Annotated in this window: 25 protein-coding genes, 1 other RNA gene and 2 other annotated features; of the genes, 22 read left to right on the top strand and 4 right to left on the bottom strand. The window is 47.0% G+C overall.

The features are described from left to right. Positions 1–111 precede the first annotated feature (111 nt). The 3 genes from R7V76_RS00420 to R7V76_RS00410 all read left to right on the top strand — a co-directional run bounded on the left by R7V76_RS00420 (position 112) and on the right by R7V76_RS00410 (position 2433). Complete coding sequence (locus R7V76_RS00420; protein WP_318090771.1) at positions 112–1314, top strand: DASH family cryptochrome; 1203 nt, start codon at positions 112–114, stop codon at positions 1312–1314. A gap of 67 nt (positions 1315–1381) precedes the next feature. After that, a non-coding RNA gene (gene ssrS, locus R7V76_RS00415) (6S RNA) lies at positions 1382–1571 on the top strand. 97 nt (positions 1572–1668) lie between these two features. Next, a complete protein-coding gene (locus R7V76_RS00410) occupies positions 1669–2433 on the top strand; it encodes a tRNA threonylcarbamoyladenosine dehydratase (protein ID WP_318090769.1) in 765 nt (254 codons plus the stop codon). 35 nt (positions 2434–2468) lie between these two features. Here R7V76_RS00410 and R7V76_RS00405 read toward each other — a convergent pair whose 3' ends face one another. Continuing rightward, positions 2469–3782 (bottom strand): replication-associated recombination protein A, encoded by a 1314-nt coding sequence (locus R7V76_RS00405; RefSeq protein WP_318090767.1) that lies wholly within the window; start codon positions 3780–3782, stop codon positions 2469–2471. A 63-nt stretch (positions 3783–3845) separates the two neighbouring features. Between R7V76_RS00405 and cymR the strand changes: the two genes are divergently transcribed. From cymR to R7V76_RS00385, 4 genes are read left to right on the top strand one after another with little or no spacing between them, the layout of a single operon-like run. Continuing rightward, positions 3846–4253: a cysteine metabolism transcriptional regulator CymR gene (gene cymR, locus R7V76_RS00400; protein ID WP_041261991.1), complete on the top strand. Its 408-nt coding sequence runs from the start codon at positions 3846–3848 to the stop codon at positions 4251–4253. A gap of 14 nt (positions 4254–4267) precedes the next feature. Beyond that, entirely contained in the window at positions 4268–5398 is a 1131-nt protein-coding gene (locus R7V76_RS00395) for a cysteine desulfurase family protein (protein WP_318090765.1), read from the top strand. A gap of 12 nt (positions 5399–5410) precedes the next feature. Continuing rightward, the gene (mnmA, locus tag R7V76_RS00390) at positions 5411–6535 is read left to right on the top strand and encodes a tRNA 2-thiouridine(34) synthase MnmA (RefSeq protein ID WP_214763553.1); all 1125 of its coding nucleotides are present in this window, start codon (positions 5411–5413) and stop codon (positions 6533–6535) included. 13 nt (positions 6536–6548) lie between these two features. Beyond that, the gene (locus R7V76_RS00385) at positions 6549–7205 is read left to right on the top strand and encodes a tetratricopeptide repeat protein (RefSeq protein WP_318090763.1); all 657 of its coding nucleotides are present in this window, start codon (positions 6549–6551) and stop codon (positions 7203–7205) included. Positions 7206–7262: 57 nt separating this feature from the next. On the opposite strand, the gene R7V76_RS00380 is transcribed toward R7V76_RS00385, so the two are convergent. Further along, on the bottom strand, positions 7263–7811 hold the full coding sequence (locus tag R7V76_RS00380) for a VOC family protein (protein WP_318090762.1): 549 nt from the start codon (positions 7809–7811) through the stop codon (positions 7263–7265). Between the two features lie 116 nt (positions 7812–7927). Here R7V76_RS00380 and recD2 point away from each other — a divergent pair, with 116 nt between their 5' ends. The 14 genes from recD2 (at position 7928) to R7V76_RS00310 (ending at position 22573) form a co-directional block, all read left to right on the top strand. Further along, on the top strand, positions 7928–10153 hold the full coding sequence (gene recD2, locus R7V76_RS00375) for an SF1B family DNA helicase RecD2 (protein ID WP_214763558.1): 2226 nt from the start codon (positions 7928–7930) through the stop codon (positions 10151–10153). Between the two features lie 42 nt (positions 10154–10195). Continuing rightward, positions 10196–10413, top strand: a binding site (T-box leader). Between the two features lie 61 nt (positions 10414–10474). After that, complete coding sequence (alaS, locus tag R7V76_RS00370; RefSeq protein WP_318090757.1) at positions 10475–13117, top strand: alanine--tRNA ligase; 2643 nt, start codon at positions 10475–10477, stop codon at positions 13115–13117. A 34-nt stretch (positions 13118–13151) separates the two neighbouring features. Next, positions 13152–13421 (top strand): IreB family regulatory phosphoprotein, encoded by a 270-nt coding sequence (locus R7V76_RS00365; protein WP_026827846.1) that lies wholly within the window; start codon positions 13152–13154, stop codon positions 13419–13421. Then, complete coding sequence (gene ruvX / locus R7V76_RS00360) at positions 13418–13840, top strand: Holliday junction resolvase RuvX (protein WP_012370941.1); 423 nt, start codon at positions 13418–13420, stop codon at positions 13838–13840. Before R7V76_RS00365 ends, ruvX begins: the two co-directional genes overlap by 4 nt. Before the next feature lie 12 nt (positions 13841–13852). Further along, positions 13853–14140, top strand: a complete 288-nt coding sequence (locus R7V76_RS00355) for a DUF1292 domain-containing protein (protein ID WP_012370940.1) — start codon at positions 13853–13855, stop codon at positions 14138–14140. Continuing rightward, positions 14127–14420 (top strand): DUF1292 domain-containing protein, encoded by a 294-nt coding sequence (locus R7V76_RS00350; protein WP_026827849.1) that lies wholly within the window; start codon positions 14127–14129, stop codon positions 14418–14420. The genes R7V76_RS00355 and R7V76_RS00350 overlap by 14 nt, the downstream gene beginning before the upstream one ends. 81 nt (positions 14421–14501) lie before the next feature. Next, positions 14502–15650, top strand: coding sequence for an endolytic transglycosylase MltG (mltG, locus tag R7V76_RS00345; RefSeq protein ID WP_318090751.1), 1149 nt, complete (start codon positions 14502–14504; stop codon positions 15648–15650). Positions 15651–15722: 72 nt separating this feature from the next. Then, on the top strand, positions 15723–16364 hold the full coding sequence (locus tag R7V76_RS00340; RefSeq protein WP_318090749.1) for an O-methyltransferase: 642 nt from the start codon (positions 15723–15725) through the stop codon (positions 16362–16364). A gap of 20 nt (positions 16365–16384) precedes the next feature. Further along, on the top strand, positions 16385–17032 hold the full coding sequence (udk, locus tag R7V76_RS00335; protein WP_012370936.1) for a uridine kinase: 648 nt from the start codon (positions 16385–16387) through the stop codon (positions 17030–17032). Positions 17033–17088: 56 nt separating this feature from the next. Further along, entirely contained in the window at positions 17089–17562 is a 474-nt protein-coding gene (gene greA / locus R7V76_RS00330; protein ID WP_012370935.1) for a transcription elongation factor GreA, read from the top strand. Positions 17563–17620: 58 nt separating this feature from the next. Continuing rightward, positions 17621–18325: a 5'-methylthioadenosine/S-adenosylhomocysteine nucleosidase gene (mtnN, locus tag R7V76_RS00325; RefSeq protein ID WP_318090744.1), complete on the top strand. Its 705-nt coding sequence runs from the start codon at positions 17621–17623 to the stop codon at positions 18323–18325. 112 nt (positions 18326–18437) lie between these two features. Then, positions 18438–19382, top strand: coding sequence for a beta-ketoacyl-ACP synthase III (locus tag R7V76_RS00320; RefSeq protein ID WP_318090742.1), 945 nt, complete (start codon positions 18438–18440; stop codon positions 19380–19382). A gap of 1 nt (position 19383) precedes the next feature. After that, positions 19384–20622, top strand: coding sequence for a beta-ketoacyl-ACP synthase II (gene fabF / locus R7V76_RS00315; RefSeq protein ID WP_318090740.1), 1239 nt, complete (start codon positions 19384–19386; stop codon positions 20620–20622). Positions 20623–20926: 304 nt separating this feature from the next. Beyond that, positions 20927–22573: a peptide ABC transporter substrate-binding protein gene (locus R7V76_RS00310; RefSeq protein WP_318090739.1), complete on the top strand. Its 1647-nt coding sequence runs from the start codon at positions 20927–20929 to the stop codon at positions 22571–22573. 136 nt (positions 22574–22709) lie between these two features. Here R7V76_RS00310 and trpS read toward each other — a convergent pair whose 3' ends face one another. Both trpS and R7V76_RS00300 read right to left on the bottom strand, forming a co-directional pair. Next, positions 22710–23711: a tryptophan--tRNA ligase gene (trpS, locus tag R7V76_RS00305; protein WP_290827161.1), complete on the bottom strand. Its 1002-nt coding sequence runs from the start codon at positions 23709–23711 to the stop codon at positions 22710–22712. 52 nt (positions 23712–23763) lie between these two features. Next, positions 23764–23968 (bottom strand) — a binding site (T-box leader). A gap of 55 nt (positions 23969–24023) precedes the next feature. Continuing rightward, the gene (locus tag R7V76_RS00300) at positions 24024–24404 is read right to left on the bottom strand and encodes a DUF3899 domain-containing protein (RefSeq protein WP_318090736.1); all 381 of its coding nucleotides are present in this window, start codon (positions 24402–24404) and stop codon (positions 24024–24026) included. 271 nt (positions 24405–24675) lie between these two features. Here R7V76_RS00300 and R7V76_RS00295 point away from each other — a divergent pair, with 271 nt between their 5' ends. Next, positions 24676–26292 carry a peptide ABC transporter substrate-binding protein gene (locus R7V76_RS00295; protein ID WP_318090734.1) on the top strand — a complete coding sequence of 539 codons (1617 nt, stop codon included), beginning with the start codon at positions 24676–24678 and terminating at the stop codon, positions 26290–26292. The last annotated feature ends 109 nt before the right edge of the window (positions 26293–26401 follow it).

Below are 26401 nucleotides of genomic sequence, written 5' to 3'. Positions count from 1 at the left end.
TAATCATATTCCACGAAAACAAAAAGTTAAAACCTTTCTAGCACATCGGTTCTTTGCGAAAGGAAGTAAGATTGAGATAGTACGGGTAGAAAAGAGAAAGGAGCTGAGGATATGGCAGGAGTTGTATGGTACCGAAAAGATCTGCGGGTCGACGATCATGAGGCATTGACACGGGCATGCGAGGAAGAGGAGACAGTCCGTGCTGTTTTCGTTCGGCAGACAGCAGACGGTCGCGGCAAACAGCAGATGACATTTGAAGAGGAAACTCTACAATCCTTAAACGAACATTTGGCACAACTCAGCATCGAACTGACTATTTTACAAGGGGAGACGGTTGAACAACTGACATCATTCATTCAGCCGGAAGATGTCGTTTATTTTCACCGGATGACGGGTGAATACGAAGCACGACAGGAACAGGAAGTACAGAAGCGTTTTACCACGCGGATGTACGAGACCCAGACGCTCCATCTTCGGGACGATATCGGCAGTGATGAACTGAAGCGTGTCTTTACGGCCTTCCGGAAACGAGTCGAACGCGATGGCCGGTTCGAGGAGCCGATCGAAGCACCCGGAAAGGTACGGTATATCGAACCGCCGCAAACGAGAGCCGGTAATGACCCGCGAACCGCGTTTCCGTTCATGGGAGGCGAGGCGGCCGGCAGGGACCGATTAGCAGCATATCTGGAACAACCGATTTTTACCTACAAAGAAACACGGAATGGTTTTGACGTTGATGATTCTTCCAAACTCTCCGCCTGGCTTGCCAACGGTTCACTGTCTCCGCGACGGGTCATGGCAGAATTGCAAAGGGCGGAACGGGAACACGGCGCGAATGAATCGACGTACTGGCTATACTTTGAATTATTGTGGCGGGACTTCTTCCATTTAACGATGCGCGAGACGGGACACCGGCTGTTTCGCTCGAACGGTTTGAAAGACGGTCGCTTGACGTGGAAGACGGATCAGGCGGCAATCGATTCGTGGATGGCCGGCGAGACGGGAGAACCGTTTGTCGATGCCTTCATGCGGGAAATCAAGGACACCGGCTGGATGTCGAACCGCGGACGTCAAATCACAGCCAGTTATCTGATTCATGACTTGAAACAGGATTGGCGGATCGGCGCGCGGTACTTTGAACAGCAGTTGATTGATTACGATGTTGCCTCCAATTACGGAAACTGGGCTTACATCGCGGGAGTCGGAAATGCGACCCGGACACCCCGGTTTAATCCTGAATTTCAACAACAAAAATACGATCCAAACAAAGCCTTTATCCGACTCTGGATGTCAAGTGAAACGACTGAAAAATGATCAAATTTTAAGGGTCAGAACCAGTTGCATTTCGATAAGGGGAATGCTATATTAAATGCAACAGATGGGGTTCCTGAGATGTACGAGAGCCGCCTTTTATCTTTGAGCCACTCTTTTTTGATAGGGAGTTTGACGTTCCAACTAGTAGTACATGCCTCGTAACACAGCAGGAGGACGTACGAATAGGAATCGGATAAGACACCCACCTGCGCAGCAGGTTCAAAAATAAGGTATCGACACGGCACTTCGGGTCCCATCGTTTCTTTTTTAGAGGAATCACACCATACGTCGCATGACGTTTTTTTTTATGATATAATTCCGAGTAAAACAGTATGAGTATTGTGAGGTTATGAGATGTTAAATCAATTTTCACGTAATGAACTGGCAATCGGTAAGACCGGACTTGACGCATTGGCATCCAAGTCTGTAGCGATTTTAGGAATCGGCGGCGTCGGCTCGTTTTCGGCGGAAGCCCTGGCGCGAAGCGGTGTCGGACGTTTAATTCTGGTGGATAAAGATGATATTGATATCACAAACGTTAACCGTCAAATCCATGCGTTGTTGCCGACGGTCGGTCAGCCGAAAGTCGATGCAATGGCGGATCGCCTGATGCAAATCAACCCGGATTTAGAAATCGTCCGTTTGAAAATGTTCTACAACGAAGAAACATATGAAGCCTTTTTCGCAGAAAATCCGGATTATGTCATTGATGCTTCGGATACCGTCTCGTTTAAGATTCATTTGATCAAAGAGTGTAAGCAACGTCAGATTCCGATCATCTCGAGTATGGGAATGGCGAATAAGATGGATCCGACACGAATCAAGATCGTTGATATTAAAGATACGACTTACGATCCACTTGCAAAAGTGATCCGGACGCGCCTGCGTAAGGAAGGAATCCATAAAGGAGTCCCGGTCGTCTTTTCGGATGAACCACCGGTCAAAATCATCGAAGAAGTCCGTCAAGTCGTCGGAAACGATGAAGCCGTGATTCGAAAAGCCAAAATGCCGCCGAGTTCAAACGCGTTTGTGCCGTCGGTCGGCGGATTGATTGCGGCAAGTTATGTCATCAATGAGATTGTCCGGGAAGCCGGCGTCATCATCGAACGTGTCCGTTAAAAAAGCGACCTGCTGAGGTCGCTTTTTCTCATCGTTTACGGTTGTTTTTTCCAAAAGTCGAGCCGGGCCTGCAATTGTTTTTCAAACCCGCGGGGACTTGGCTTGTAAAAAACGGGTTTGGTTCGTGCCAGATTTTCCGGCCAGTAGTTCTGTTTGACATATGCATGCGGAAACTGGTGCGGATACTGATATTCGACACCATTACCAAGTGCTGCAGCACCGGCATGATGAGCGTCCCGTAAATGCGGTGGAACCGGACCGCCGTCCGATCGACGGACGAGTTCGAGTGCCTGATCGATCGCGTTAATGACCGTGTTTGATTTCGGTGCCGTCGCAAGATACAGCACCGTTTCGGCGAGCGGGATCCGTGCCTCCGGAAAACCGATATATTCACAGGCCCGGGCACAGGCGTCCACAATCAGTAAAGCCTGCGGATCCGATAATCCGATATCTTCTGCCGCGTGGACATAGAGGCGACGGACGATGAAGCGGGGGCTTTCCCCGGCCTCAATCATGACGGCAAGCCAGTACAGGGCAGCATCGGGATCTGAACCGCGAATTGATTTGATGAAGGCCGAGATGACATCGTAATGTCGGTCTCCGTCCTTATCGTATTTCAAGGCTTTTTGCTGAATCGATTCCTCAGCTACGGCAAGATCAATCGTAATTTCACCGTCAATTTCCGGTGTCGTCAAAACGGCGAGTTCGAGTGCGTTGAGCAGTGCCCGGTAATCCCCGTCCGACAGTTTGACGTAATGATCGACCGCCTCTTCTGTGACGGTAATCGGATATTTGCCGAGACCACGCTCCGTATCGTGTAACGTCCGGTGGAGGACGACCCGTAAATCGTCTGTCGTAGGCGTTTCAAACCGGAAGACGGTTGCCCGCGATAAGAGAGCGGCATTGACTTCAAAACTCGGATTTTCCGTTGTCGCGCCAATCAGCGTAATCGTTCCGGCTTCGAGTGCAGGCAGTAAAGCATCCTGCTGCATTTTATTGAAACGATGAATTTCATCCAAAAATAAAATCGTTTTTTGTTGGTCGAACTGCAGTCGGGATTCCGCTGCTTTTAAAACTTCACGCAACTGATCCAGTTTTGCCGTGACAGCGTTCAACTGTTCGAATGCTGATTTCGTATAACTGGAAATGACACGGGCGAGCGTCGTTTTTCCGGTTCCCGGTGGTCCGTAAAAAATAACCGTCCCAAGCCGGTCGGCGAGAATCGCCCGGCGTAATAAGGTTGATTCTCCGATCAAATGGCGTTGGCCAACGATTTCGTCCAGTGATTGAGGGCGCATCCGATTGGCGAGCGGACCGGCCGGAGAATGGGATTCAAATAAATTAGCCATAGGTAGCGTTCCTTCTTTCAACTTTTAGCTACTACTATACTAGAAAGGATGTCTTTTCGCATGATGAAAATCTCGACAAAAGGCCGTTATGGTCTGACAATCATGATTGCACTCGCCAAAGGAGGTGAGGCAAAGCCATTGTCTCTAAAGAAAATTGCTCAGATGTACGACCTGTCCGAACATTATTTGGAGCAATTGATTGCCCCGCTCCGAAACGGCGGTCTCGTCAAAAGTGTCCGCGGTGCATACGGTGGATATAAATTAGGCCGTTCGGCCGAAGAAATCACAGCAGGAGATATCATCCGTCTGCTTGAAGGTCCGCTTGTCGTCGTTGAAGGCGATAATTGTGATGAAGTGACGAAACGAAAATTGTGGGATAAAATTCAAAGTGCCGTCGATCAAGTTCTGGATACGACGACATTAAAAGATTTAGCCGAAGAAGATGACACGGGTTACATGTTTTATATATGAGAGGTGAAAAAACGATGATGTATTTTGATCACGCGGCAACGACGCCGATGCGTCCGGAAGTTTTGGAAAAGATGACACCTTACATGCTCGAACAATTCGGGAATCCGTCAAGCGTCCATGCATTCGGACGGACGGGGCGGGCTGCGATTGACACGGCACGACGAATGATAGCAACGGAACTGAACGCCAAACCGACGGAAATTCTCTTTACGAGCGGCGGCACGGAGTCGGATAACTATGCCATCATCGGTGCCGCGATGCAGTATCAGTCGAAAGGCCGTCACGTCATCACGACACGGTTTGAACATCATGCCGTGCTTCATGCATTCGAGGAACTGGAAAAACGGGGATTCGACGTGACGTATCTCGAAATACCGGAGTCCGGTATCATAACGGAAGAGGCGTTACGGGCAGCCGTTCGGCCGGATACGATTCTAGTATCGATCATGTTCGGAAACAATGAAGTCGGGACGGTCCAGCCGATTGCGGCATGCGGTCGTTTCCTCCGGGAACAACAGATTATTTTCCATACCGATGCCGTCCAAGTTTTTGCGAAATCGCCGATCGACGTGGAAGCGATGCAAATCGATTTGCTGTCCGCATCAAGTCATAAAATCAACGGACCCAAAGGCGTCGGCTTATTATATATCCGTTCTGCCGTCAAACTGGCTCCACAATCGTATGGCGGGGAACAGGAACGAAAGCGCCGTGCCGGAACGGAAAACGTCGCCGGGATCGTCGGTTTTGCGGAAGCAGTCCGGCTGACGGCAATGGAACGCGAAGAACAGGTTAAGCAGTATCAACTGTTGCGGCATACATTGCTCGAGCGGCTTCGTTCCTCAACGATTGATTTTGAAGTCAACGGGACAGACGGGTTGCCGCAAGTCATCAATCTGTACTTCCCAAACGTTGAGATTGAACCGTTTTTAATTATGCTCGATATGCGGGGAATTGCCGTGTCGAGTGGAAGTGCCTGTACGGCAGGATCGGTGGAACCGTCGCATGTCCTGTCAGCAATGTACGGTGAAAATCCGCGGACGAAACAATCGGTTCGGATCAGCTTTGGCCGAGGAAACGACGTGTCACAAGTCGAACTGCTCGCGCAAGGCCTGATAGATGTCGTAAAATCGTTTCAGAACAATTAAGAGGTGAAAACAATGAATACACGCGCAAAAGCACCGGAAGAAACAACGGTCGTCGTCGGAATGTCCGGCGGTGTCGATTCGTCCGTTACGGCTTATTTATTAAAAGAACAAGGATACAACGTCATTGGGATCTTTATGAAGAACTGGGACGATACAGATGAAAACGGATTTTGTACAGCAACGGAAGATTACGAAGATGTCATTGCCGTCGCCAACCAAATCGGTATCCCCTATTATGCGGTCAATTTCGAGAAAGAGTACTGGGACAAAGTCTTTACGTACTTCCTCGATGAATATAAACTCGGCCGGACACCGAATCCGGATGTCATGTGTAATAAAGAAATCAAATTCAAAGCATTTCTTGACCATGCGATGCGCTTAGGCGCCGATTTCGTTGCGACGGGGCATTATGCCCGTGCCGTCTATGAAGACGGGGAGCATAAATTATTGCGCGGCGTCGATACAAACAAAGACCAAACGTATTTCCTGAACCAGCTGTCACAGGATCAAATTGCGAAAGCAATGTTCCCGATCGGACATATGGAAAAATCAGAAGTCCGGAAAATCGCGGAAGAAGCAAACCTTGCGACGGCCAAGAAAAAAGATTCAACGGGTATTTGTTTCATCGGGGAACGGAATTTCAAACAGTTCCTCAGTCAGTATCTGCCGGCACAACCGGGTGAAATGCGGACACTCGACGGTAAAACAATGGGGCGTCATGACGGTCTGATGTATTACACGATGGGACAACGTCACGGTCTTGGGATTGGTGGAGACGGTGAGCCGTGGTTCGTCGTCGGGAAAAACCTGCAAGACAACATCCTGTTCGTTGAGCAAGGGTTCCACAATGAATTGCTTTACTCAGAAGGATTATATGCCTCTGATATCAGCTGGACGGCAACGATGCCGGCCGGAACAGAATTCCGCTGTACGGCGAAGTTCCGTTACCGTCAGACGGATACACCGGTCACGGTCCGTGTCCTCGACGGCGGACGTCTGGACGTCGCGTTCGACGAACGGCAACGGGCGATTACTCCCGGACAAGCCGTCGTCTTTTATGACGGAGATGTCTGTCTCGGCGGAGCAACGATTGACGATGCCTACAAAGCAGGTCAAGCATTAACGTATCTTGCATAAGGGAGAGATTGGGATGAATTACAACGAAGTCGGATTCCGCCATTTAGAATCCGGTAATTATGAATTAGCGGCTCAAGCTTTTAATGATGCCATTGAAGAACAGCCGAACGACCCGACCGGTTACGTCAACTTGGGGACATTACTCCAGTCGATGGATGATGCCGACCGGGCACTCCGATTTTACGATAAAGCCTTGACGATTGATTCGACGTTCGCCAGTGCCCATTATGCCAAAGGTGCATTATACTTCTCGGCGGATCTATTGGTAGAGGCGGAAGAGTCGTTACGTCTTGCGTTGCTGCACGGACTCGATGATGCCAATCTCCATTTCATGCTCGGTCTGACGTATCAAAAGCTCGGGGATCCGGTTCGGGGGATTCCGCGTTTGAAACAGGCGACGGAACTGAACGGGGTGGATGTCGAAATCGCCTTCCAGTACGGTCTTGCCCTTGCTCAGAACGAGCAGATAGAAGAAGCGGCTGAAATTTTCGAACAAGTTCTGTTGCTTGAAGATACGCATACGGATGCCCGTTACAACTACGCCATCGCACTGGCCTTTTTAGGTCAGCAGGAAGCATGTTATACGGAGCTCGAAACCGTTCTTGCCTATCAGCCAAACCATACGCTGGCGCAGGATGCCAAAGCAAAAATGGATGCCTTACTGAAATAACCAGGAAAAAGACTCTGCTGTCGGCGGCTTTTGGCAATCGATTCAGCAGAGTCTTTTTTAGTGCCCGACTTCACGGACGATGCGAAGCGGAGGACCGGAAAAATCTTCATAGGCTTCATCCATATTTTTCGTATAGAGCTCAATGACATTGTTTTCCGTGTCTTTAAAATAAGCCGAGTATTCCTTGTCATTGGAGGTCTCCTGTTCATCCCATTCCCGAATCTTGACGTCAATCGATGCACCCCGAAGTAAATCAAGTGCTTCGTTAAATTCGTTTTTCTCAATATAAAAGGCACAATGGACATGGACGCCGCCTTCATCATACAGACTGTCCCACTCTGTCACAGGAAGGTTCTTGACGGTCCGTTCTTCCATCGTAAAGTCCCGTTTGAGCCAAAGACCGAGACGGGTGTTTCCTCCGATGTACAACCACGTCGCCCAAACCCCATCCTGTTTTTCCTGTTCATGACTCGGCTCTGCATCTTCCGGTGCCCATTGTTCGACGATTGGAATACCGAGCGTTCCATTCCAAAAGGCGACGGCCCGGTCCATGTCCTGCACTTCCAAAACTAATTCACATAATCCTGCGATCGGTAGACGTCCCATGTTTGTTCCTCCATTCGGATAATATATCAAGGAATGTTTCCCTCATTTAAAATCCCTTAAACGAGTGCTATGATAATAACTGAGTAACGGAGTCCAGAAAGAGAGCAGGTGGAGTGATGGAGCACCCCCATCAAGTAGTCGGTCGTATCAAACGTGTGCTTTTTTCCTCCGAAGAAGAAGCCCATTCCATCGTCCTGATGGCGATCAAGGAAAAAAACTTTGAACTAAAAGAAACAGAGCTTGTCGTCACGGGAACCGGTGTCGGAATCGAACTCGGCGGAACGTATCAAGCATTCGGACGGTTGATTGATCATCCGCGATTCGGCAAACAACTAAAAGCAGAGTTGATCCGGCGTTCGGTCCCGATGACGAAACACGCCGCCGTCCGTTTTTTGACGAACGGATCGTTTACCGGCATTGGTCCGAAAACAGCGAAAAATATCGTCGATGCGCTCGGTGAAGATGCCATTGATATCATCTTAAAGGACAGTAAAGCGCTCGATCGTGTCCCGGGATTAAAACAGAAGCAGGCGGATGTCATCTTCAGCCGGCTCGCGACCTTATACGGTGTCGATCAACTGATGCTTTTTTTAGCTCCGTTTGATGTCACCCCAAAACTCGCAGCAAAGATTTATGCAGCGTACGAAGGGGATGCGATGGCGAGAATTCGTGAAAATCCTTATTCCTTGATGTATGAGGTCAGCGGGATCGGTTTTAAGACGGCCGACCAAATTGCCTCGCATCTCGGACTTGTCGGATTGCATCCGGAACGGGTCGCAGCATCAATCATGCATATACTGGAGCAGGAAGCTGGAGAAGGGCATGCATTCGCGACGGTCGAATCCCTGTTACAGCGGGCACCGCGTCTACTCGGCGAGGATCCGGGTGAACGCCTGGAACAAGCTATCGAGCTGTTGCTGACGGAAGATAAGGTCAAACTCGAAGAAGGTTGTTTGTATCTGCCGACGATTTTCTATGCGGAAGTCCGGGCGGCAAAAGAGTTGGCCCGTGTCATGGCGAACGGATCCGAGCAGGAAGTCGATGTTGCGACGATTTTGTCAGCCATCGGTCAACTCGAAGAACGGTTTGGTATGGAATACGCCGTTCAGCAACGGGAGGCGATTGAGCTTGCGGTCAAGGCGCCGTTGATGGTTCTGACAGGTGGACCCGGAACCGGGAAGACGACGGTCATCAAAGGGATTTTGCATGCGCTTCAGGAAATCCATGATTGGCCGCTTGAAAAAAGCCAGGTCAAGTCGGGTGAAGTCTATCCGTATGTGCTCGTCGCCCCAACCGGACGGGCGGCCAAACGGCTGTCGGAAGCAACCGATGTTCCGGCGATGACCATTCACCGCCTATTAAAATATGATGGGACGAACTTCCAGCTGGACGAAGACCAACCGATTGCCGGTAAAGTACTGATCATCGATGAATCGTCCATGATCGACATCTATCTGTTATCGAGTTTGTTACGGGCCGTGCCAAACGGGATGAAGATTTTATTCGTCGGCGACCGGGACCAGCTGCCATCGGTCGGTCCGGGACAAGTGCTTGCCGACTTGATGGATACGGACGGTATTCCAGTCGTCCGACTCAACGTCGTCCACCGTCAAGCGGAAGATTCCTCGATTCTCCGGTTGGCCCACGATTTAAAAAACCGTGTCACTTCGGCTGATTTGCTGGCCCCTTTATCCGACCGTCGTTTTTATTCGCTTGCTCCGCAGGAATCGTTGCGCGGTATCGCGGCTTTTGCCGAAAAAGCACTGGCAAAAGGATATTCGAAGTTTGACGTTCAAATTTTAGCGCCGACGTACCGCGGACAAGTGGGTATCGACGAATTGAATATCGTTCTGCAAAAAGTCTACAATCCGGAAGCGCCGAAAAAACGGGAAGTCAAACAAGGGACACGGATTTACCGGAGCGGAGACAAGATTCTTCAGCTCGTCAACAATGCGGAAGAGAATGTCTACAACGGTGATATCGGTGAAATCGTCAATATCTTTTTTGCAAAGGAAAATGTCGATAAGGTGGATAAAATCATTGCCCGGTTCGATCAGACGGAAGTTGAATATAACCGGAGTGACTGGGATCAATTTACGCATGCTTATGCGATTACGATTCATAAAGCGCAAGGATCGGAGTTTCCGATTGTGTTGATGCCGGTCTTTTTCACCGGTGCCTTCAAGCATTCCCGGAACCTCATCTATACGGCCGTCACTCGGGCCAAAGCCAGTCTGCTGTTGTTCGGAGATCCCCGTGCCTTCCATAAAGCATCACAAGAGGAAGAGCCGCGCCGGCGGACACGGCTCATTGAACGGCTCGGCGGTATGACAAAGACTTGACTGAATGCATCAGATAGGTAATAATCACGGTAGATGAATGGACGCAAAACGTTGATGGAAGATAAGTAGATCGTAGTTTTCATGACCAGAGAGAGATGGGATTGCTGGAACCATCTTCATGACGATTCGATTGAAGCTCCTTCCGGAGTCGAGTGCAAACACTTGCGGGTAATCTCCGTTAACGGATTTTTCGAGGTAAAGGGAGCAGTTGTCTTTACGAACGAGGGTGGTACCACGAGAGCGATGCTTTCGTCCCTTTTCAGGGATGAATGTATCGTTTTTTTTGCGTTCAGGACAAATTAATCAATGGGGGTATTTTCGATGAAACCATTAAAACCGTTGACGGGTGCACAAATCCGTCAAATGTATCTCGACTTTTTCCAGTCTAAAGGGCACGCAATCGAACCAAGCGCATCACTCGTTCCGATTGAGGATCCAACGTTACTGTGGATCAATTCGGGTGTTGCTACGCTAAAAAAATATTTTGACGGACGGGTCATCCCGCAAAATCCACGGATTGTCAATGCACAGAAATCCATCCGGACGAACGATATCGAAAACGTCGGGAAAACAGCGCGTCACCATACGTTTTTTGAAATGCTCGGAAACTTTTCGGTCGGCGATTACTTCCGCGAAGATGCGATTAAATGGGGCTGGGAACTCTTGACGAGTGACGAGTGGTACGGTCTTGATCCGGAACGTCTTTCCGTGACGATTCATCCGGAAGACGATGCAGCACGTCAAATCTGGCTCGAACTGGGTGTGCCGGCTGAGCGCATCATTCCGCTTGAAGATAACTTCTGGGAAATCGGGGAAGGTCCTTCAGGTCCAAACACGGAGATTTTCTTCGACCGCGGACCGGCTTTCGGAGACGATCCGAACGACTCTGAACTATATCCGGGCGGCGAGAACGAACGGTACCTTGAAATCTGGAATATCGTGTTCAGTCAATATAATCATGACGGACACGGCAACTATACGGAATTACCGCGTAAAAACATCGATACCGGGATGGGTCTTGAGCGGATGGCGAGTGTCATGCAAGATGTGCCGACAAACTTTGACACGGACCTGTTCATGCCAATCATTCACAAGACGGAAGAAATCAGCGGTAAACTTTATCGTGAAGACACAAAACTGGATGTTGCGTTCAAAGTCATCGCCGACCATATCCGTACGGTTGCTTTTGCAATCGGAGACGGAGCATTGCCTTCGAACGAAGGACGCGGTTATGTCTTACGCCGACTGCTCCGTCGTGCTGTCCGTTATGCCAAAATGCTCGGAATCGAACGTCCGTTCATGTACGAACTCGTTGATACAGTCGGTAGCGTCATGGTCGATTTTTATCCGCAAGTTCCGGAAAAAGCAGATTTCATCAAACGTGTCATCAAAAACGAGGAAGAGCGATTCCACGAGACACTGCATGACGGTCTTGCCATCCTGAACACAGTGGCACAAGCAGCCAAAAATAACGGCGAACATGTCATCAGCGGAGAAGATGCTTTCCGTTTGTATGATACGTACGGTTTCCCGCTTGAACTGACGGTTGAATACGCAGAAGATCACCAGATGTCCGTCGATGAAGAAGGATTTAAACTGGCAATGGATGAGCAACGTAAACGTGCCCGTGCTGCCCGTGAAGACGGCGGTTCGATGCAACAACAATCAGAAGTATTGGCAACTTTGACTGTTCCAAGTCAATTTGTTGGTTATACGGACCTTGAGGCGGATGCAAAAATCATTGCTTTGTTGCATGATGGAGAACGGGTAACAGAAGTTGCTGCCGGCGAAGAAGCACAATTGTTGCTTGATGTTACACCATTTTATGCAGAGAGCGGCGGAGAAGTCGCTGACTCAGGAACGATCACGGGTCCGGATTTCGTCCTCGATGTCAAAGATGTCCAAAAAGCACCAAACGGTCAAAATCTGCATACCGTTGTGGTTCGGACAGGGATTGCTTTAGCGGATGCATCCGTTCATGCTGCGGTCGAAGCATCGTCGCGTCAAGCCATCACAAAAAACCATACGGCAACCCACTTGTTGCATAAAGCGTTGAAAGACACACTCGGAACACACGTCAACCAAGCAGGTTCACTTGTTTCGGCGGATCGTCTGCGCTTTGACTTCTCGCACTTCGGAGCAGTGACGGCTGAAGAATTAGCAACAATCGAACAGGATGTCAACCAAGCGATTTGGGCATCACTTGCAGTGGAAATTGAAGAAATGAACATTGCTGATGCAAAAGCAAAAGGGGCAATGGCACTGTTTGGTGAAAAATACGGCGAGACGGTTCGTGTCGTTTCGGCTGGAACATATTCGATCGAACTCTGTGGCGGAATCCACGTTCGCAATACAGCAGAAATCGGTCTGTTCAAGATTGTTTCCGAATCAGGAATCGGAGCCGGAACACGACGGATCGAAGCGGTCACTGGCGCTGGAGCATACCATGTCATGAACGGTCACCTGCAGACACTCGAGCAGGCAGCACGTGTCCTGAAAACGAAAACGACGGAAGTACCGGGACGAATTGAAGCACTTCAAGTCCAGCTTCGTGAAACAGAACGGGCACATGAATCATTGCAGGCGAAACTTGCAAACATCGAAGCTGCATCATTAAAAGATGATGTCGAGCAAATCAACGGTGTAAAGGTTCTTGCTAAACAAGTCGACGTCTCGGATATGGATGCCCTTCGCGGTATGATGGATGAACTGAAGTCAAGTCTCGGTTCGGCAATCATCGTGCTCGGTAGTGCGCAGGGAGATAAAGTCAACCTCGTTGCAAGTGTCTCAAAAGACTTAATCGATCAAGGGTACCATGCCGGTAAACTGATCAAGGAAGTAGCGACACGTTGCGGCGGCGGTGGCGGCGGTCGTCCGGACATGGCACAGGCCGGCGGAAAAGATCCTGCAAAATTAAACGAAGCTCTTGCGTTTACTTCACATTACGTGCAATCACTGGCATAATAGAGAAGTAGTGTAAATGAAAGAGGTGATTAACGTGAGTCAGATGGATCAAACGATGAAATTTAATTTTCCAGAAGACGATAGCCAGGCGGCAACACGCGAAGTATTGCTGACGGTCTATCATGCTTTAGAAGAAAAAGGCTATCATCCGATCAACCAAATCGTCGGATATCTACTTTCCGGTGATCCTGCTTACATTCCTCGTCATAACGATGCACGTAATATGATCCGAAAGATTGAGCGTGATGAACTACTGGAAGAACTCGTGAAATCTTATCTATCGGAGAGTGGAGACAAAAAATGAAGCGTGCCATCGGACTTGATGTCGGTTCGAAGACGATCGGTGTTGCGGTGAGTGATTTGATGGGCTGGACAGCACAGGGCGTCGAAACCATCAAATGGACAGAACCTGAATACCCGGTCGCCTTCAAACGACTCGAGGCAATTATTAAGGAATACGGTGTCGAAATCATCGTCATCGGACATCCGAAAAACATGAATGGGTCAATTGGTCCCAGAGCTGAGGCGAGTGAAGCGTTCGCGCGTGAAATCGAAACCCAGACGGGTCTTTCGACTGTTCTTGTCGACGAGAGACTGACGACGATGCAGGCAGAACGTATGCTGATCGATGCCGATGTCAGTCGGAAAAAACGGAAACAAGTCATCGATAAGATGGCAGCAGTCATGATCCTGCAATCTTATTTGGATCGGGCAAATCGATAAGGAGGAAATGAGATGTCTGAAGAAAAACGGCAGTATCTCTTTCCTGATGAAGACGGTGGCGAACATCTTTTCGAAGAATGGTACCGTTATGTCAGTGAGCGAACCGGCAAGACCTATTTATTTCTCGAAATGATCGGTCATCCGGAAGAGGGCGCAGATGATTTAATCATTTGTGAAATCGACGAGTTTGGCGAAGGCGAAGATGATTTTGAATTGAGCCTGATTGATGAAAACGATGAGCAGACTTGGGATGAACTTGAGGCTGCATTAAAGGAGCGGATGAATGATGCAACAGAATGAACCTACACATTACGTAATTCCCGATGGAGAAGGCAACGAATTTAAATTTGCCGAGCGTTTACGGTATGAAAGCCCACGCTCAAGCAAAACTTACATTTTCCTCGAGCCGGTCGGCGCGGATTATGATGAAGCAGAAGAAGTCGACATCTTCGTTTATGAGTTAGAAGAGTACGGTGACGGTGATGATGATTTCAACCTCGTTCCAATCGCAGAAGATGATGCAGAAACTTGGGATGAAATTGAAGAAGTCTTTAATACATTAGAAGACGAGCTTGACTAAACCGACTCGTGTATAAGGTGGTGTCGTCAGAGCAATGGCTCTTTCGATATCACCTTGTTTTAAGAGAAGAAGGAGGAACCGATGGAGAATGAATGGAAGAAAAATGCTGAAATCGAACAGAAACGTCGCCGGACATCGCGCCGGATAACGTTAATCATCCTTTCAGTATTGTTCACGATTTTCTTAGTAGCAGGAGCAGCCATCTACATCTTTTTAAAGAGTTCACTCGAACCGGTCAACGAAGAGGCGACGAAGTCTGTCAAGGTTGAGATTCCTTTAGGCGCCGGTACAAGTACGATTTCAAGCATTCTTAAAGAAAAAGATTTAATCGCGAATGAAACGATTTTCCGCTATTATGTCCGCTATAAGAATGAATCGTCATTCCAAGCCGGAACATACACGTTGACTCAAGCGATGACACCGGACGAAATCATCAATGAATTGAAGACCGGAACCATTATGAAAGCAGCGGATGTCAAAATCACGCTTCCTGAAGGAATCACGATGGATCGTCAAATTGCCATCATCGCGAAAGCAACCGGTTTTAAAGCTGACTCCATCCGTAAATCCCTGACAGATGAGGCATATATCAAAACATTGATTGAAAAGTATCCAATGCTGACAGATGAAGTAACGAAGCAGGGCGTCCTCTATTCACTTGAAGGCTATTTCTTCCCGGCGACATACGAATTCGACAAAGGAAAAAGCATCAATCAAATTGCCGAAACGATGTTGGATGAGATGGAAAAGATTTATGATGCAAATGCCGATGCCATTAAGAAATCAGGCATGACTTTCCATGAAGTGTTGAGTCTCGGATCCATGGTTGAGCGGGAAGCCGCGACACCAGACGATCGTCGTGAGATTGCCGGTGTCTTTACGAACCGACTGAACGACGGGATGAAACTCCAATCGGATCCAACGGTCTGGTACGGTACAGGAGAAAATACAGCATTGACGACATTAAAGGATTTGGAGAATAATTCGAAATACAATACGTACAAGTATGAGGGTATTCCGATCGGTCCGATTTCAACCGTCAGTGAAGATTCAATTCTTTCCGTCCTGAATCCTAAAAAGACGAAATATGTTTATTTCTTTGCCCGACCACCAAGTGATAAAAATCCACGCGGTCAAATTCTTTATGAGGAAACCTATGAGGAACATCAACGTAATGTTGTGAAGTACAAACCGGAATGGGTCGAATACGAAGCAAGTAAAGAGCAATGAACAGGAGGTTGATCGGGAACGGTATGTTCGTTCCCGGTCAACCTGTTTATGCGCAGAAGGAGTGAATTCCGAATGAATGATTTTACAGCGTATGTCGAAGGGATGATTCGGCCACGTGATTCCTTGTTACAGGAAATGGAAGCATACGCGAAAGAGCACCATATTCCAATCATCGAACTGACGGGATCGGAAGTTTTATTATCGTTGTTGACGTTACAACAACCGAAACGAATCCTCGAACTCGGCACAGCGATTGGGTACAGTGCTATTCGGATGGCTCGCGCCTTGCCGGATGCCCGCATCACGACCGTTGAACGAAATGCGAAACGATACGCCGAGGCCAAGATGTTCATTGAACGTTCGGACGTTGCGGACCGGATTGACATCGTTTTTGCGGATGCAGTAGAATTAGCCGAAACCCTTGACGAGCAGTTTGATGCCGTGTTCATCGATGCGGCCAAAGGGCAGTATAAAAAATTCTTTAACGGTTATGGGCGATTGGTGCCAATAGGCGGAGTTTTATATACGGATAACCTATTTTTGCACGGGGATGTCCTGGAGACGGATCCGAAGACGTTTGACCGGAGAAGACGGCGGCTTGTCCGTCTGGTCAAAGAATTTACGGCATGGATGATGGAGCAAGACCAATATGATACGACGATTTTCCCGCTTGGAGACGGTGTGTCCGTCAGTCGGAAAGTGAAGTCGGAATGAATGATGGAGGTACGAATTCAATGCAAAAACCGGTTGTAATTGGTGTGGCTGGAGGAACTGGTTCAGGAAAGACGACGGTCGCACGTTCACTTGTCGACGCATTCCCGAGTGAATCCATCGTCATGATCGAGCAGGATGCTTACTATAAGGACCAAAGTGAATTATCGATGGAAGAGCGCTATCAAACAAACTATGATCATCCGTTTGCCTTTGACAATGATTTGCTGATTGAACATATCAAAGCGTTGCGCGAAAACCAGGCTGTTGAAAAACCGGTCTATGATTACGTTGCCCATACACGTGCAACGGAAACGATTCCACTTGATCCACGTGACGTCATCATCGTCGAAGGTATTTTGGCGCTTGAAGACGAACGTTTACGGGAATTGATGGATATTAAAGTCTTCGTTGATACAGATGCCGATGTTCGGATCCTGCGCCGGATGCAACGTGATATGAACGAACGGGGACGGTCGATTGATTCCGTCGTCGAGCAGTATACGAAAGTCGTCCGTCCGATGCATCTTCAGTTTTGTGAACCAACAAAACGGTATGCAGACATCATTGTTCCTGAAGGTGGCGAAAACCACGTGGCGATTGATTTACTCGTCACGAAGATCCGTGCGATTCTCGATTATCGGTCTTCACTTGATCAAAGAGGATATTGATTCCAAAAAAGATGTGAATATACTATACTAGTGGAATAAAAAGGAGCGTGACAAAAATGGCAGAAAAACAGTATTACATGACGCTTGAAGGTAAAGCGAATGTTGAAAACGAATTAAACGAACTGAAGTCAGTCCGCCGTAAAGAAGTTGTCGAAAATATTAAAATCGCCCGTTCATTTGGTGACTTGTCGGAAAATGCGGAATATGATTCAGCGAAAGAAGAACAAGCAATGGTCGAAGGCCGGATTGCTCAATTAGAAGAGATGTTACGCAACGTTGCCATCATCTCGGAAGATGAGAAGGATATCTCGGTCGTTGGGATCGGGACGACAGTTACATTCTTGATCCTTGAAGACAACGAAGAAGAAACATATACGATTGTTGGTAGTGCAGAAGCAGATCCGTTCACCGGGAAAATCTCGAACGAATCACCGATTGCGAAAAGCCTGTTCGGGCACAGTGTCGGCGAGCAAGTTTCCGTTCAAGCACCAGGCGGAGATTTCGCTGTAAAAATTACATCAATCAAGTAAATACGAATTAACAGCAGCCGGAGCAATCCGGTTTTCTGTTTGAACGGGGGAAAAAGAGATGCCGATCGCAATTATCGGAGCAATGGAAGAAGAAGTAAACTTACTTCGAAATGAATTATCGGAACGAAAAGATACGGTCATTGCCAACTATCATTTTTACGAAGGGCTGTTGAACAGTGTACCGGTCGTTATCTTAAAATCCGGTATCGGAAAAGTGAATGCAGCAATCGGAACGACGTTGTTGCTCGATCATTTTAAGCCAAGTGCCGTCATCAATACCGGATCAGCCGGCGGATTCAGAGCTGGTCTGAAAGTCGGTGACGTCGTCGTTTCGACGGAAGTCCGTCATCACGACGTCGACGTGACAGCGTTCGGTTACGAGTATGGTCAAGTACCGGGAATGCCGGCTGCCTACACAGCGGATCCAAAATTGATTGCAACAGCGGAAGCTGTTATTGAACGAATGGATACGATTCGGGTCGTCCATGGTTTGATCGTGACAGGTGATTCGTTCATTCATGATACGGAGCGTTCAAATCTCATTAAAACGAACTTCCCGGATGTCGCGGCAGTTGAGATGGAAGCGGCACCGATTGCGCAAGTTTGCCATCAATTCGATGTCCCGTTCGTCGTGACACGTTCGATTTCTGACAGTGCCGATGAAGAAGCGTCCCTGTCATTTGATGAATTCTTGGAGATTGCTTCGATTAATTCAGCGAAGATGGTCATGGAAGTCGTCCGCACATTAGCTGATTCAGAGTAATCTGGATTACTGTGAAAGAAGGTCTCTCAATAGGAGGCCTTCTTTTCTCTTTGACAAAATGTGTTTAACGCTTTATATTAGTACCAGATACTAATTTCAAAGGAGCAATCATATGAATATCGGAATTATAGGACTCGGTACATCATTACCCGAACATCGGATGACAAATGATGATTTAGCAGCGACACTCGATACGAGTGATGAATGGATTCGGACACGTACAGGAATCGGGGCGCGGCGGATTGCAGATGATGCAGTCGATGTTACGGATTTAGCGACGGAAGCAGCGGAAAAAGCATTAGCAGATGCTAACCTGACAGCAGACGACATAGGATTGATTGTTGTCGGAACGGCAACCGGACGTGCTTTCCCGTCGACTGCCTGTATCGTTCAGGAGCGAATCGGCGCACTCGGTGCGACAGCTTTTGATATTAGCGCAGCGTGCAGCGGATTCATTTTTGCCCTACAGACGGCTTCGAGTATGATGACGGCAACGGGATCAAAACACGCACTCGTCATCGGAGCAGAGAAGATGTCAAGCATCGTTGACTGGTCAGACCGGTCGACAGCCATCTTGTTTGGTGATGGTGCCGGAGCAGTTGTCCTCGGTCCAACCGAGCAACAAGGATTGAATGCCTTTGAACTGGGCACAGATGGCCGCGGAGCACATCTGTTATTTAAAAACCTGGATGGTCCGATTGAAATGAACGGCCGGGAAGTCTATAAGTTCGCCGTCCGCAAGTTACCGGACATCGTGGAGAAAGTCATTCAAAAAGCGGACGGAACACTGGCCGAACTTGATTTACTGATTCCGCATCAAGCGAATTTACGGATTATTGATGCAGCACGTGAACGACTTGGAATTGAAGAAGAGAAAGTAATCGTGACGATTGACGAACATGCGAATACATCTGCTGCGTCAATACCACTTGCACTAGAAGAGGCACGGCGACAAGGAAGATTGTCACCGGGGACGACACTTGTCCTCGCTGGATTCGGCGCAGGTTTGACATGGGGAGCAGCTTACATTACTTGGACTAAAGGGGAGAACACATAAAATGATGAGAAAACGTGTAGTAGTAACAGGTATGGGCGCACTGACGCCAATCGGTAATGATGTCTATACATTCTGGAATGCCTTAAAAGCCGGTGAAAACGGGATTCGTCCGATGGAACGTCTCGATATCGATGAGTATCCGACGAAAGTAACAGGAGAATTACAGAATTTTGATGTTACAGAATTCATTGAAGCAAAGGAAGCCCGGAAAATGGACCGTTTCGTTCATTATTCGCTCGTCGCAAGTATGGAAGCCGTCAAAAATGCTGAACTGGACGTTAAAGCCAATGCTGAACGTATCGGCGTCTGGATCGGATCCGGGATCGGCGGCGTCGAGACGATTGAAAAACAGGCGAAAATCTATTTTGAACGGGGACATCGTCGTGTCAGCCCATTCTTCATCCCAATGATGATTCCAAACATGGCGAGTGGCCAAGTTTCGATTTATACAGGAGCAAAAGGACCGAATAACTGTTCTGTCACTGCATGTGCTTCCGGTACAAACGCGATTGGTGAAGCGTTACGCGTCATTGAGCGCGGCGACGCGGACGTCATGATTGCTGGTGGATCTGAAGCACCGATTACCAATCTTGCATTTGCTGGTTTTTGTGCCAATAAAGCGATGTCGACGAACCATGACCCAAACACGGCAAGTCGTCCGTTTGATGAAGGGCGTGACGGATTCGTCATGGGCGAGGGTGCCGGAATCCTGGTACTTGAAGAGTATGAACATGCGATCGCCCGCGGTGCCAAAATCTATGCAGAAGTCAGCGGATACGGATTAACAGCCGATGCGTACCATATTACAGCACCAGATCCAGATGGTGACGGTGGAGCGCGCGCAATGGCGATGGCGATTAAAGATGCAGGTATCGAACCGGCTGCCGTTCAATACATCAATGCACACGGAACGAGTACACCAATGAATGATGTGTTAGAGACGAAAGCAATCCATACAGTCTTCGGCGAACATGCTGAAAAATTAGCCATCAACTCGACGAAATCGATGATCGGTCATTTACTCGGCGGTGCCGGTGGAGTGGAAGCCATCGCAACAATTAAATCGTTGCAGGAACAAACGGTTCACCCAACAATTCATTTGGAGAATCCAAGTGAAGGGTGTGATCTCGATTACGTTCGTGAGGGAAGCCGGTCATGGGACGTCGAGTATGCCCTCAGCAACTCGCTTGGGTTCGGTGGTCATAATGCTTCGCTTGTCTTTAAACGATATCACGCATAATCTCGTACGGAACAGAAACAAAAAGGCGATTTAACGGTTCAGATGACCGTTAAATCGCCTTTTTTATATAAAGAAATCCCATCATATTTTATAATAAACAAACTAAAAAACTAAAAATTCCACTTATTTTCAAATTGTTTTGAAAAAATATTTAGAAAAATCGGATAAAAGGTTTGCAAAATTATCAGAACATTGTAAACTATTTGTAACGAGAGGTTTTGGTTGAATAAAAAGTTACGACTTTTTTTTTCGCTCAAAAACCTTAGATTACTAGCTTTGGAAATTTTAGGGGGGTCATCGTATCATGAAAAAGAAAAGTTTTGCACTGGCTACATCTGTAGCCCTCGTTTCAAGCGCGTTCCTTGCAGCTTGTTCGACGACTGATTCAAATGACACATCATCGGGCGACAAAGGTTCGGACAAGAAATCAAGTGAGCAGACGCTAAACTTGATCGAAAGTGCTGATATTCCAACGCTTAACCCAACAACTTCTACGGATGCCGTGTCGTTCAACGTCTTGAACAACACGATGGAAGGTCTTTATCGTTTAGATGACAAGCAACAGCCGACACCGGGTATTGCTGAAAGTCACACAGTTTCTGACGATAAATTGACTTACACATTCAAGCTACGTGATGCAAAATGGTCGGACGGTACACCAATCACAGCAAAAGACTTCGAATATGCTTGGAAAGAAGTCTTGAACCCGGATAATGCTTCGCAATACGCGTATGTTTTCTACAACATCGAAGGTGCTGAAGAATACAACACGAAAAAAGGCGAGCGTGATGCGGTTGGCGTCAAAGCAGTTGACGACAAGACATTCGAAGTAAAATTAAAAGCACCAGCTGATTACTTCCTCGGTTTAACTGGATTCGGACCATTCATGCCGAAATCAGAAGAACTTTCGAAAAAAATCGGTAAGGACTTCGGTTCAACAGCTGATAAATCACTTTACAACGGACCATTCAAATTAACAGAATGGACACGTGAACAAGGCTGGAAAATGGTCAAAAACGATAACTACTGGGATAAAGACAGCGTGAAGCTGAACACGATCAACGTTAAAGTCGTTAAAGAAGTTGCGACAGGCGTTAACCTTTACGAAAAAGGCGACATCGATCGTGCTGGTCTTTCTTCAGAGTTCGTTGCCCAGTTCCAAGACAACAAAGAGTTCAAAACTAAAGGGGAGTCAACAATCTTCTACCTTTACTTGAACACGAAAGTCAAAGCTTTGAACAATGAAAAAATCCGTCGTGCCATCGACATGGGTTACAATAAAAAAGGAATCACGGACGTCATCTTGGCGAACGGTTCGCTTCCTGCAAACTACCTCGTACCAAAAGACTTCGCGAAAGATGCTGACGGAAAAGACTTCCGTGAAAAGTACCCGACATTCAACGAGTACAATGCAGACGAAGCGAAAAAACTATGGGAAGAGGGCTTAAAAGAAATCGGTCAAAAATCGGTTGAACTTGAGCTCCTTAACTACGATAGTGATGATGCGAAGAAAATCGGTGAGTTCTTGAAAGGTGAGCTTGAGAAGAACCTTCCAGGCATGAAAGTCACAATCAAGCAACAACCGTTCAAAAACAAATTGGATCTCGAAAACAAAGGCGACTTTGAATTCTCATTCGCCGGCTGGGGTCCTGACTACCAAGATCCAATGACGTTCCTCGATCTCTTCTTGACTGACGGACCATACAACCGTGGTAAATGGTCAAACAAAGAGTACGATAAACTTATCAAAGATGCACAAACACAAACAGATGCAGCAAAACGTTGGTCTGAACTTCAAGATGCTGAGAAAATCCTTCTTGATTCAGCAGCGATCTCGCCTGTTTATCAGCGCGGACGCGCATTCCTCGTTAAACCATACGTTAAAGGTGTTGTCGAACATAACTTCGGCGCAGACTTCTCGTACAAATGGGCTTCTATCGAAGGAAAATAAGTATGATAAGCGTTCCCTTAACCGGGAGCGCTTTTTTTAGTTGAAAAGCGGTTGACGCAACAGCTGATTTTTTGTAAAAAATCTGGGTGGCAGAATTGGAATCTGCCACCCGGATTTCATTAAAAAACAACTGAAATTATTTTTTTACTTTTGCCCGTTTACGTTGAAGACCCATCGCTTTTTCGACTTTCGCCAATTTGCGTGAGGCTACCAGTTCCGCTTTATCGCGCCCTTGATCAAGAATCAAATCAAGTTCTTCTGAATCAATCAGCTCGTGATACCGTTGCTGGATTGGTTCGAGTTCCGCTACGATGACTTCCGCAACATCTGCTTTAAACACACCGTAGTTTAATCCGTCATACTTCGCTTCCAAGTCTTTAATAGAAATACCGGCAAGCAGCGAATAGATTTCAAGTAAGTTCGAGACGCCGGGTTTGTTTTCCCGGTCAAACCGAACGATGCCTTCTGAATCCGTGACGGCAGACTTGATTTTTTTCCGAATGACATCCGGTGCATCAAGCATTGAGATATAACCTTTTGGATTCGTATCTGTTTTTGACATTTTTTTATCAGGAGACGTCAAGCTCATGATGCGGGCACCTGTTTCAGCGATGACCGGTTCGGGCATTTTAAACGTTTCGTAGTATCGGCTGTTGAAGCGCTGTGCCAAATCACGTGTCAATTCAATGTGTTGTTTTTGATCGTCACCGACCGGCACGAGTTCTGCGTCATACAGTAGAATGTCCGCGGCCATCAAAGTCGGATAAACAAACAATCCGGCACCGATCCGGTCTTTTCCTTGCGACTTGTCTTTATATTGTGTCATCCGCTCCAGTTCACCCATACCGGACAGGCATGTTAGCATCCAACCGAGTTGCGCGTGCGCTTTGACTTCCGATTGAACGAAGATCGTTGATTTTTCGGGATTTAATCCACTTGCGATGTACAACGCAGCCAGTGCACGCGTATTGTTCATCAGTTCGACCCGGTCAATTTCGACTGTAATCGAGTGTAAATCGACGATGCAGTAGTACGCATCATGTTCATCCTGAAGATTCACAAAGTGTTTCATTGCTCCGATGTAGTTACCGAGTGTGACCGTACCCGTTGGTTTAATACCTGAAAAGATAGTTTTCATGAGATTCCCTCCAAAAAATGAAATAAAAAAGATGACTCGTCCCTTGAAATTATCAAGGGACGAGTCATCGCGTTGCCACCCAAGTTGCTAGAACACTAGCCGCTCATTTGCTGTAACGGGCAGACCCGTCTGATTCTACATGATTTCGAATCAGCCACTCCGAAGTCCATTCCATCTGTGCCGACTGTCCATTTCCACCATCCATGGACTCTCTGTAAGTGGTGATCAGATGTACTACTCTTCTTCACTGTGTTCTCTATAATGTTATCTTCACTTTATCACATGTCTATTCAAAACGTCATTAAAATTCAATCAAATGAATGACAAAAGCAATGAAACGACGATGCAGATAAAACCACTGGAGAGATACGGAACTGTCCGGTTGGAAGCCCGTTTTTGTTTTGCTTCCAAGAGTTCACTTTCTTCATCCTCGTCTTCGTAGTAATCACCGTCGACTTCGCGTAATTTTGCTTCACGTTGTTTTTTGAAGCCGGCAGTGACACCTTTAAAAAATCCATTGGCAGACATATTGGAGAAAAATCCAATTGCGAGTAACAGAAAACCGGCAATGAATAAACCGCCGGACAAGTGATAACTCAGGGAGTGGGTCGCATCGGCGACAACGGCCCAAATCGTGTAGAGTGTTGTTAAAATCAAGGCAATCAAAAGCGGACGAAATAGTTTGGCGGACATGATGAACCTCCTACGGCAAGATGATGATTTCATTATACGCAAAGTCAAGGACAGTTACGACTCTGTATTATTCAGAGCGTGTAAAATAGCAAATAGTGTGACTATTCACTTGACGTTATTGTTATTCTCACATAAAATCAATTTATCACTTCGTTTAAGATTTTGAAACTAGGTCAATGCGTTTTGGGGAACGTTGAGGCAGTTTCGACGAGATGTCTAAAAATCGATTAGTTGTAGCGGTTTTTAAAAAAGAAAAGGAGATGACTCACCGATGAATAAAAAAACAGTCGGTCTCGCGTTATCAGTTATGCTTGCAGGAAGCGTTGTTCTTGCAGGGTGTTCAACAACAGGTGACGGAGATAAAGATGCAGGTTCTTCTAACGGGAAAAAGGTCTTACGTCTAACAGATACTTCTGATATTACGACGGTCGACCCGGCACAAGCAACAGATGCTGTTGCCTTCAACATGATCGGTAACACGATGGAAGGTCTTTACCGTCTCGATAAAGACGGAAAAGCGATTCCGGCACTTGCTGAAAAAACAGATATCTCAAGTGACAATCTCACATATACATTCACACTCCGTGATTCAAAATGGTCAGACGGTACTCCCGTCAAAGCACAGGATTTCGAGTTTGCATGGAAACGTGCCGTCGATCCTAAAACGGCTTCCGGTTATGCGTATATTTTTGATACGCTTAAAAACGGATCTGACGTCTCACAAGGTAAAAAACCGGTTGATGAGTTAGGTGTTAAAGCCATTGACGATAAAACTCTCGAAGTTAAGCTCGAGCGTCCGGCACCGTATTTCCTTTCACTGACATCATTCGGAACGTATACACCGATCAGCGAAGATTTCTATAACAAAAACAAAAAAGACTTCTCGCTCAAACCGGATAAATTACTTTACAACGGTCCTTTCGTTTGGACTTCTTGGAAAACGGATTCAAAACGTGTTCTGACGAAAAACGAAAACTACTGGGATAAAGACAACGTGAAATTGGATGAAGTATCAATCCGCGTCGTCAAAGACAACTCAACTGTTGCGAATCTCTATGACACGGATGAAATCGATTATGCCGGATTGACATCTGAACAAGTAGCAACATATGAATCAAAACCTGAGTTCAAGACAGCACTCCGTTCATCAATCGCTTACTTGAAATTCAACAACGAAGACGCAACAATGAACAACGTCGATGCACGTAAAGCAATTGCCCGTGCAATCGATCCGAAAGGGATCACGGATACGTTACTTGCGAACGGTTCAATCCCGACAACAAGCTTCATTCCGAAAGAATTTATCAAAGATGACGCAGGGAAAGACTACACAAGCGACATCAACTGGTTCGACCGTGATGCAAAAGAAGCAGCTGATCTTTGGAAAAAAGCAAACGGTAACAAGAAAACGACAATCGAACTCCTGTCATTCGACAGTGAAGATGCGAAAAAAGTCGGTGAGTACATGAAGGGACAAATCGAGAAAAACCTTCCGAATGTTACCGTCTCAATCAAACAACAACCGTTTAAAAACAAACTTGATTTAGAAGCGAAGGGCGACTATCAGATGTCGTATGCACTTTGGGGTCCTGACTACCAAGATCCAATGTCAAACTTGTCGATCTTTGAATCAACAAACAGTCAAAACGACGTAAATTACAAATCGTCTGCTTACGATAAATTGTTGAACGCTGCCAATGAAGAATCAGATGTTGCAAAACGTCTTGATCTCTTTAAGCAAGCAGAATCACAATTGATTGAAAAAGATCAAGCCATCGCGCCGATCTATCAAGCAGGAGCTGCTTTCTTGAGCCGTCCGTCTGTCAAAGACTTTAACCGTCAAGTCTTTGGTGCTGACTTCCAGTACAAGTACGTTGATGTGAAGTAATTGAAAATTGGAGCGTCCTTGAGAACGTTTTCAAGGTACGCTCCTGTTTTATACGTTTTTTTCTGAATGGAAACTCATTTTGTTATCAGAAATGTGAACTTTTCGTAAA

Origin of the sequence: Exiguobacterium artemiae (genome assembly GCF_033342815.1) — a bacterium.
In the GTDB taxonomy this organism is placed as follows: Bacteria; Bacillota; Bacilli; order Exiguobacteriales; family Exiguobacteriaceae; genus Exiguobacterium_A; species Exiguobacterium_A artemiae_A.
This window is presented reverse-complemented; position numbering and strand designations above follow the sequence as displayed.

Excerpts from the sequence above, each read along its gene's own strand:
- R7V76_RS00420 (WP_318090771.1), top strand. The coding sequence starts at position 112 with ATGGCAGGAGTTGTATGGTACCGAAAAGATCTGCGGGTCGACGATCAT.
- R7V76_RS00410 (WP_318090769.1), top strand. The coding sequence starts at position 1,669 with ATGTTAAATCAATTTTCACGTAATGAACTGGCAATCGGTAAGACCGGA.
- R7V76_RS00405 (WP_318090767.1), bottom strand. The coding sequence starts at position 3,782 with ATGGCTAATTTATTTGAATCCCATTCTCCGGCCGGTCCGCTCGCCAAT.
- cymR (WP_041261991.1), top strand. The coding sequence starts at position 3,846 with ATGAAAATCTCGACAAAAGGCCGTTATGGTCTGACAATCATGATTGCA.
- R7V76_RS00395 (WP_318090765.1), top strand. The coding sequence starts at position 4,268 with ATGATGTATTTTGATCACGCGGCAACGACGCCGATGCGTCCGGAAGTT.
- mnmA (WP_214763553.1), top strand. The coding sequence starts at position 5,411 with ATGAATACACGCGCAAAAGCACCGGAAGAAACAACGGTCGTCGTCGGA.
- R7V76_RS00385 (WP_318090763.1), top strand. The coding sequence starts at position 6,549 with ATGAATTACAACGAAGTCGGATTCCGCCATTTAGAATCCGGTAATTAT.
- R7V76_RS00380 (WP_318090762.1), bottom strand. The coding sequence starts at position 7,811 with ATGGGACGTCTACCGATCGCAGGATTATGTGAATTAGTTTTGGAAGTG.
- recD2 (WP_214763558.1), top strand. The coding sequence starts at position 7,928 with ATGGAGCACCCCCATCAAGTAGTCGGTCGTATCAAACGTGTGCTTTTT.
- alaS (WP_318090757.1), top strand. The coding sequence starts at position 10,475 with ATGAAACCATTAAAACCGTTGACGGGTGCACAAATCCGTCAAATGTAT.
- ruvX (WP_012370941.1), top strand. The coding sequence starts at position 13,418 with ATGAAGCGTGCCATCGGACTTGATGTCGGTTCGAAGACGATCGGTGTT.
- R7V76_RS00355 (WP_012370940.1), top strand. The coding sequence starts at position 13,853 with ATGTCTGAAGAAAAACGGCAGTATCTCTTTCCTGATGAAGACGGTGGC.
- R7V76_RS00350 (WP_026827849.1), top strand. The coding sequence starts at position 14,127 with ATGCAACAGAATGAACCTACACATTACGTAATTCCCGATGGAGAAGGC.
- mltG (WP_318090751.1), top strand. The coding sequence starts at position 14,502 with ATGGAGAATGAATGGAAGAAAAATGCTGAAATCGAACAGAAACGTCGC.
- R7V76_RS00340 (WP_318090749.1), top strand. The coding sequence starts at position 15,723 with ATGAATGATTTTACAGCGTATGTCGAAGGGATGATTCGGCCACGTGAT.
- udk (WP_012370936.1), top strand. The coding sequence starts at position 16,385 with ATGCAAAAACCGGTTGTAATTGGTGTGGCTGGAGGAACTGGTTCAGGA.
- greA (WP_012370935.1), top strand. The coding sequence starts at position 17,089 with ATGGCAGAAAAACAGTATTACATGACGCTTGAAGGTAAAGCGAATGTT.
- mtnN (WP_318090744.1), top strand. The coding sequence starts at position 17,621 with ATGCCGATCGCAATTATCGGAGCAATGGAAGAAGAAGTAAACTTACTT.
- R7V76_RS00320 (WP_318090742.1), top strand. The coding sequence starts at position 18,438 with ATGAATATCGGAATTATAGGACTCGGTACATCATTACCCGAACATCGG.
- fabF (WP_318090740.1), top strand. The coding sequence starts at position 19,384 with ATGATGAGAAAACGTGTAGTAGTAACAGGTATGGGCGCACTGACGCCA.
- R7V76_RS00310 (WP_318090739.1), top strand. The coding sequence starts at position 20,927 with ATGAAAAAGAAAAGTTTTGCACTGGCTACATCTGTAGCCCTCGTTTCA.
- trpS (WP_290827161.1), bottom strand. The coding sequence starts at position 23,711 with ATGAAAACTATCTTTTCAGGTATTAAACCAACGGGTACGGTCACACTC.
- R7V76_RS00300 (WP_318090736.1), bottom strand. The coding sequence starts at position 24,404 with ATGTCCGCCAAACTATTTCGTCCGCTTTTGATTGCCTTGATTTTAACA.
- R7V76_RS00295 (WP_318090734.1), top strand. The coding sequence starts at position 24,676 with ATGAATAAAAAAACAGTCGGTCTCGCGTTATCAGTTATGCTTGCAGGA.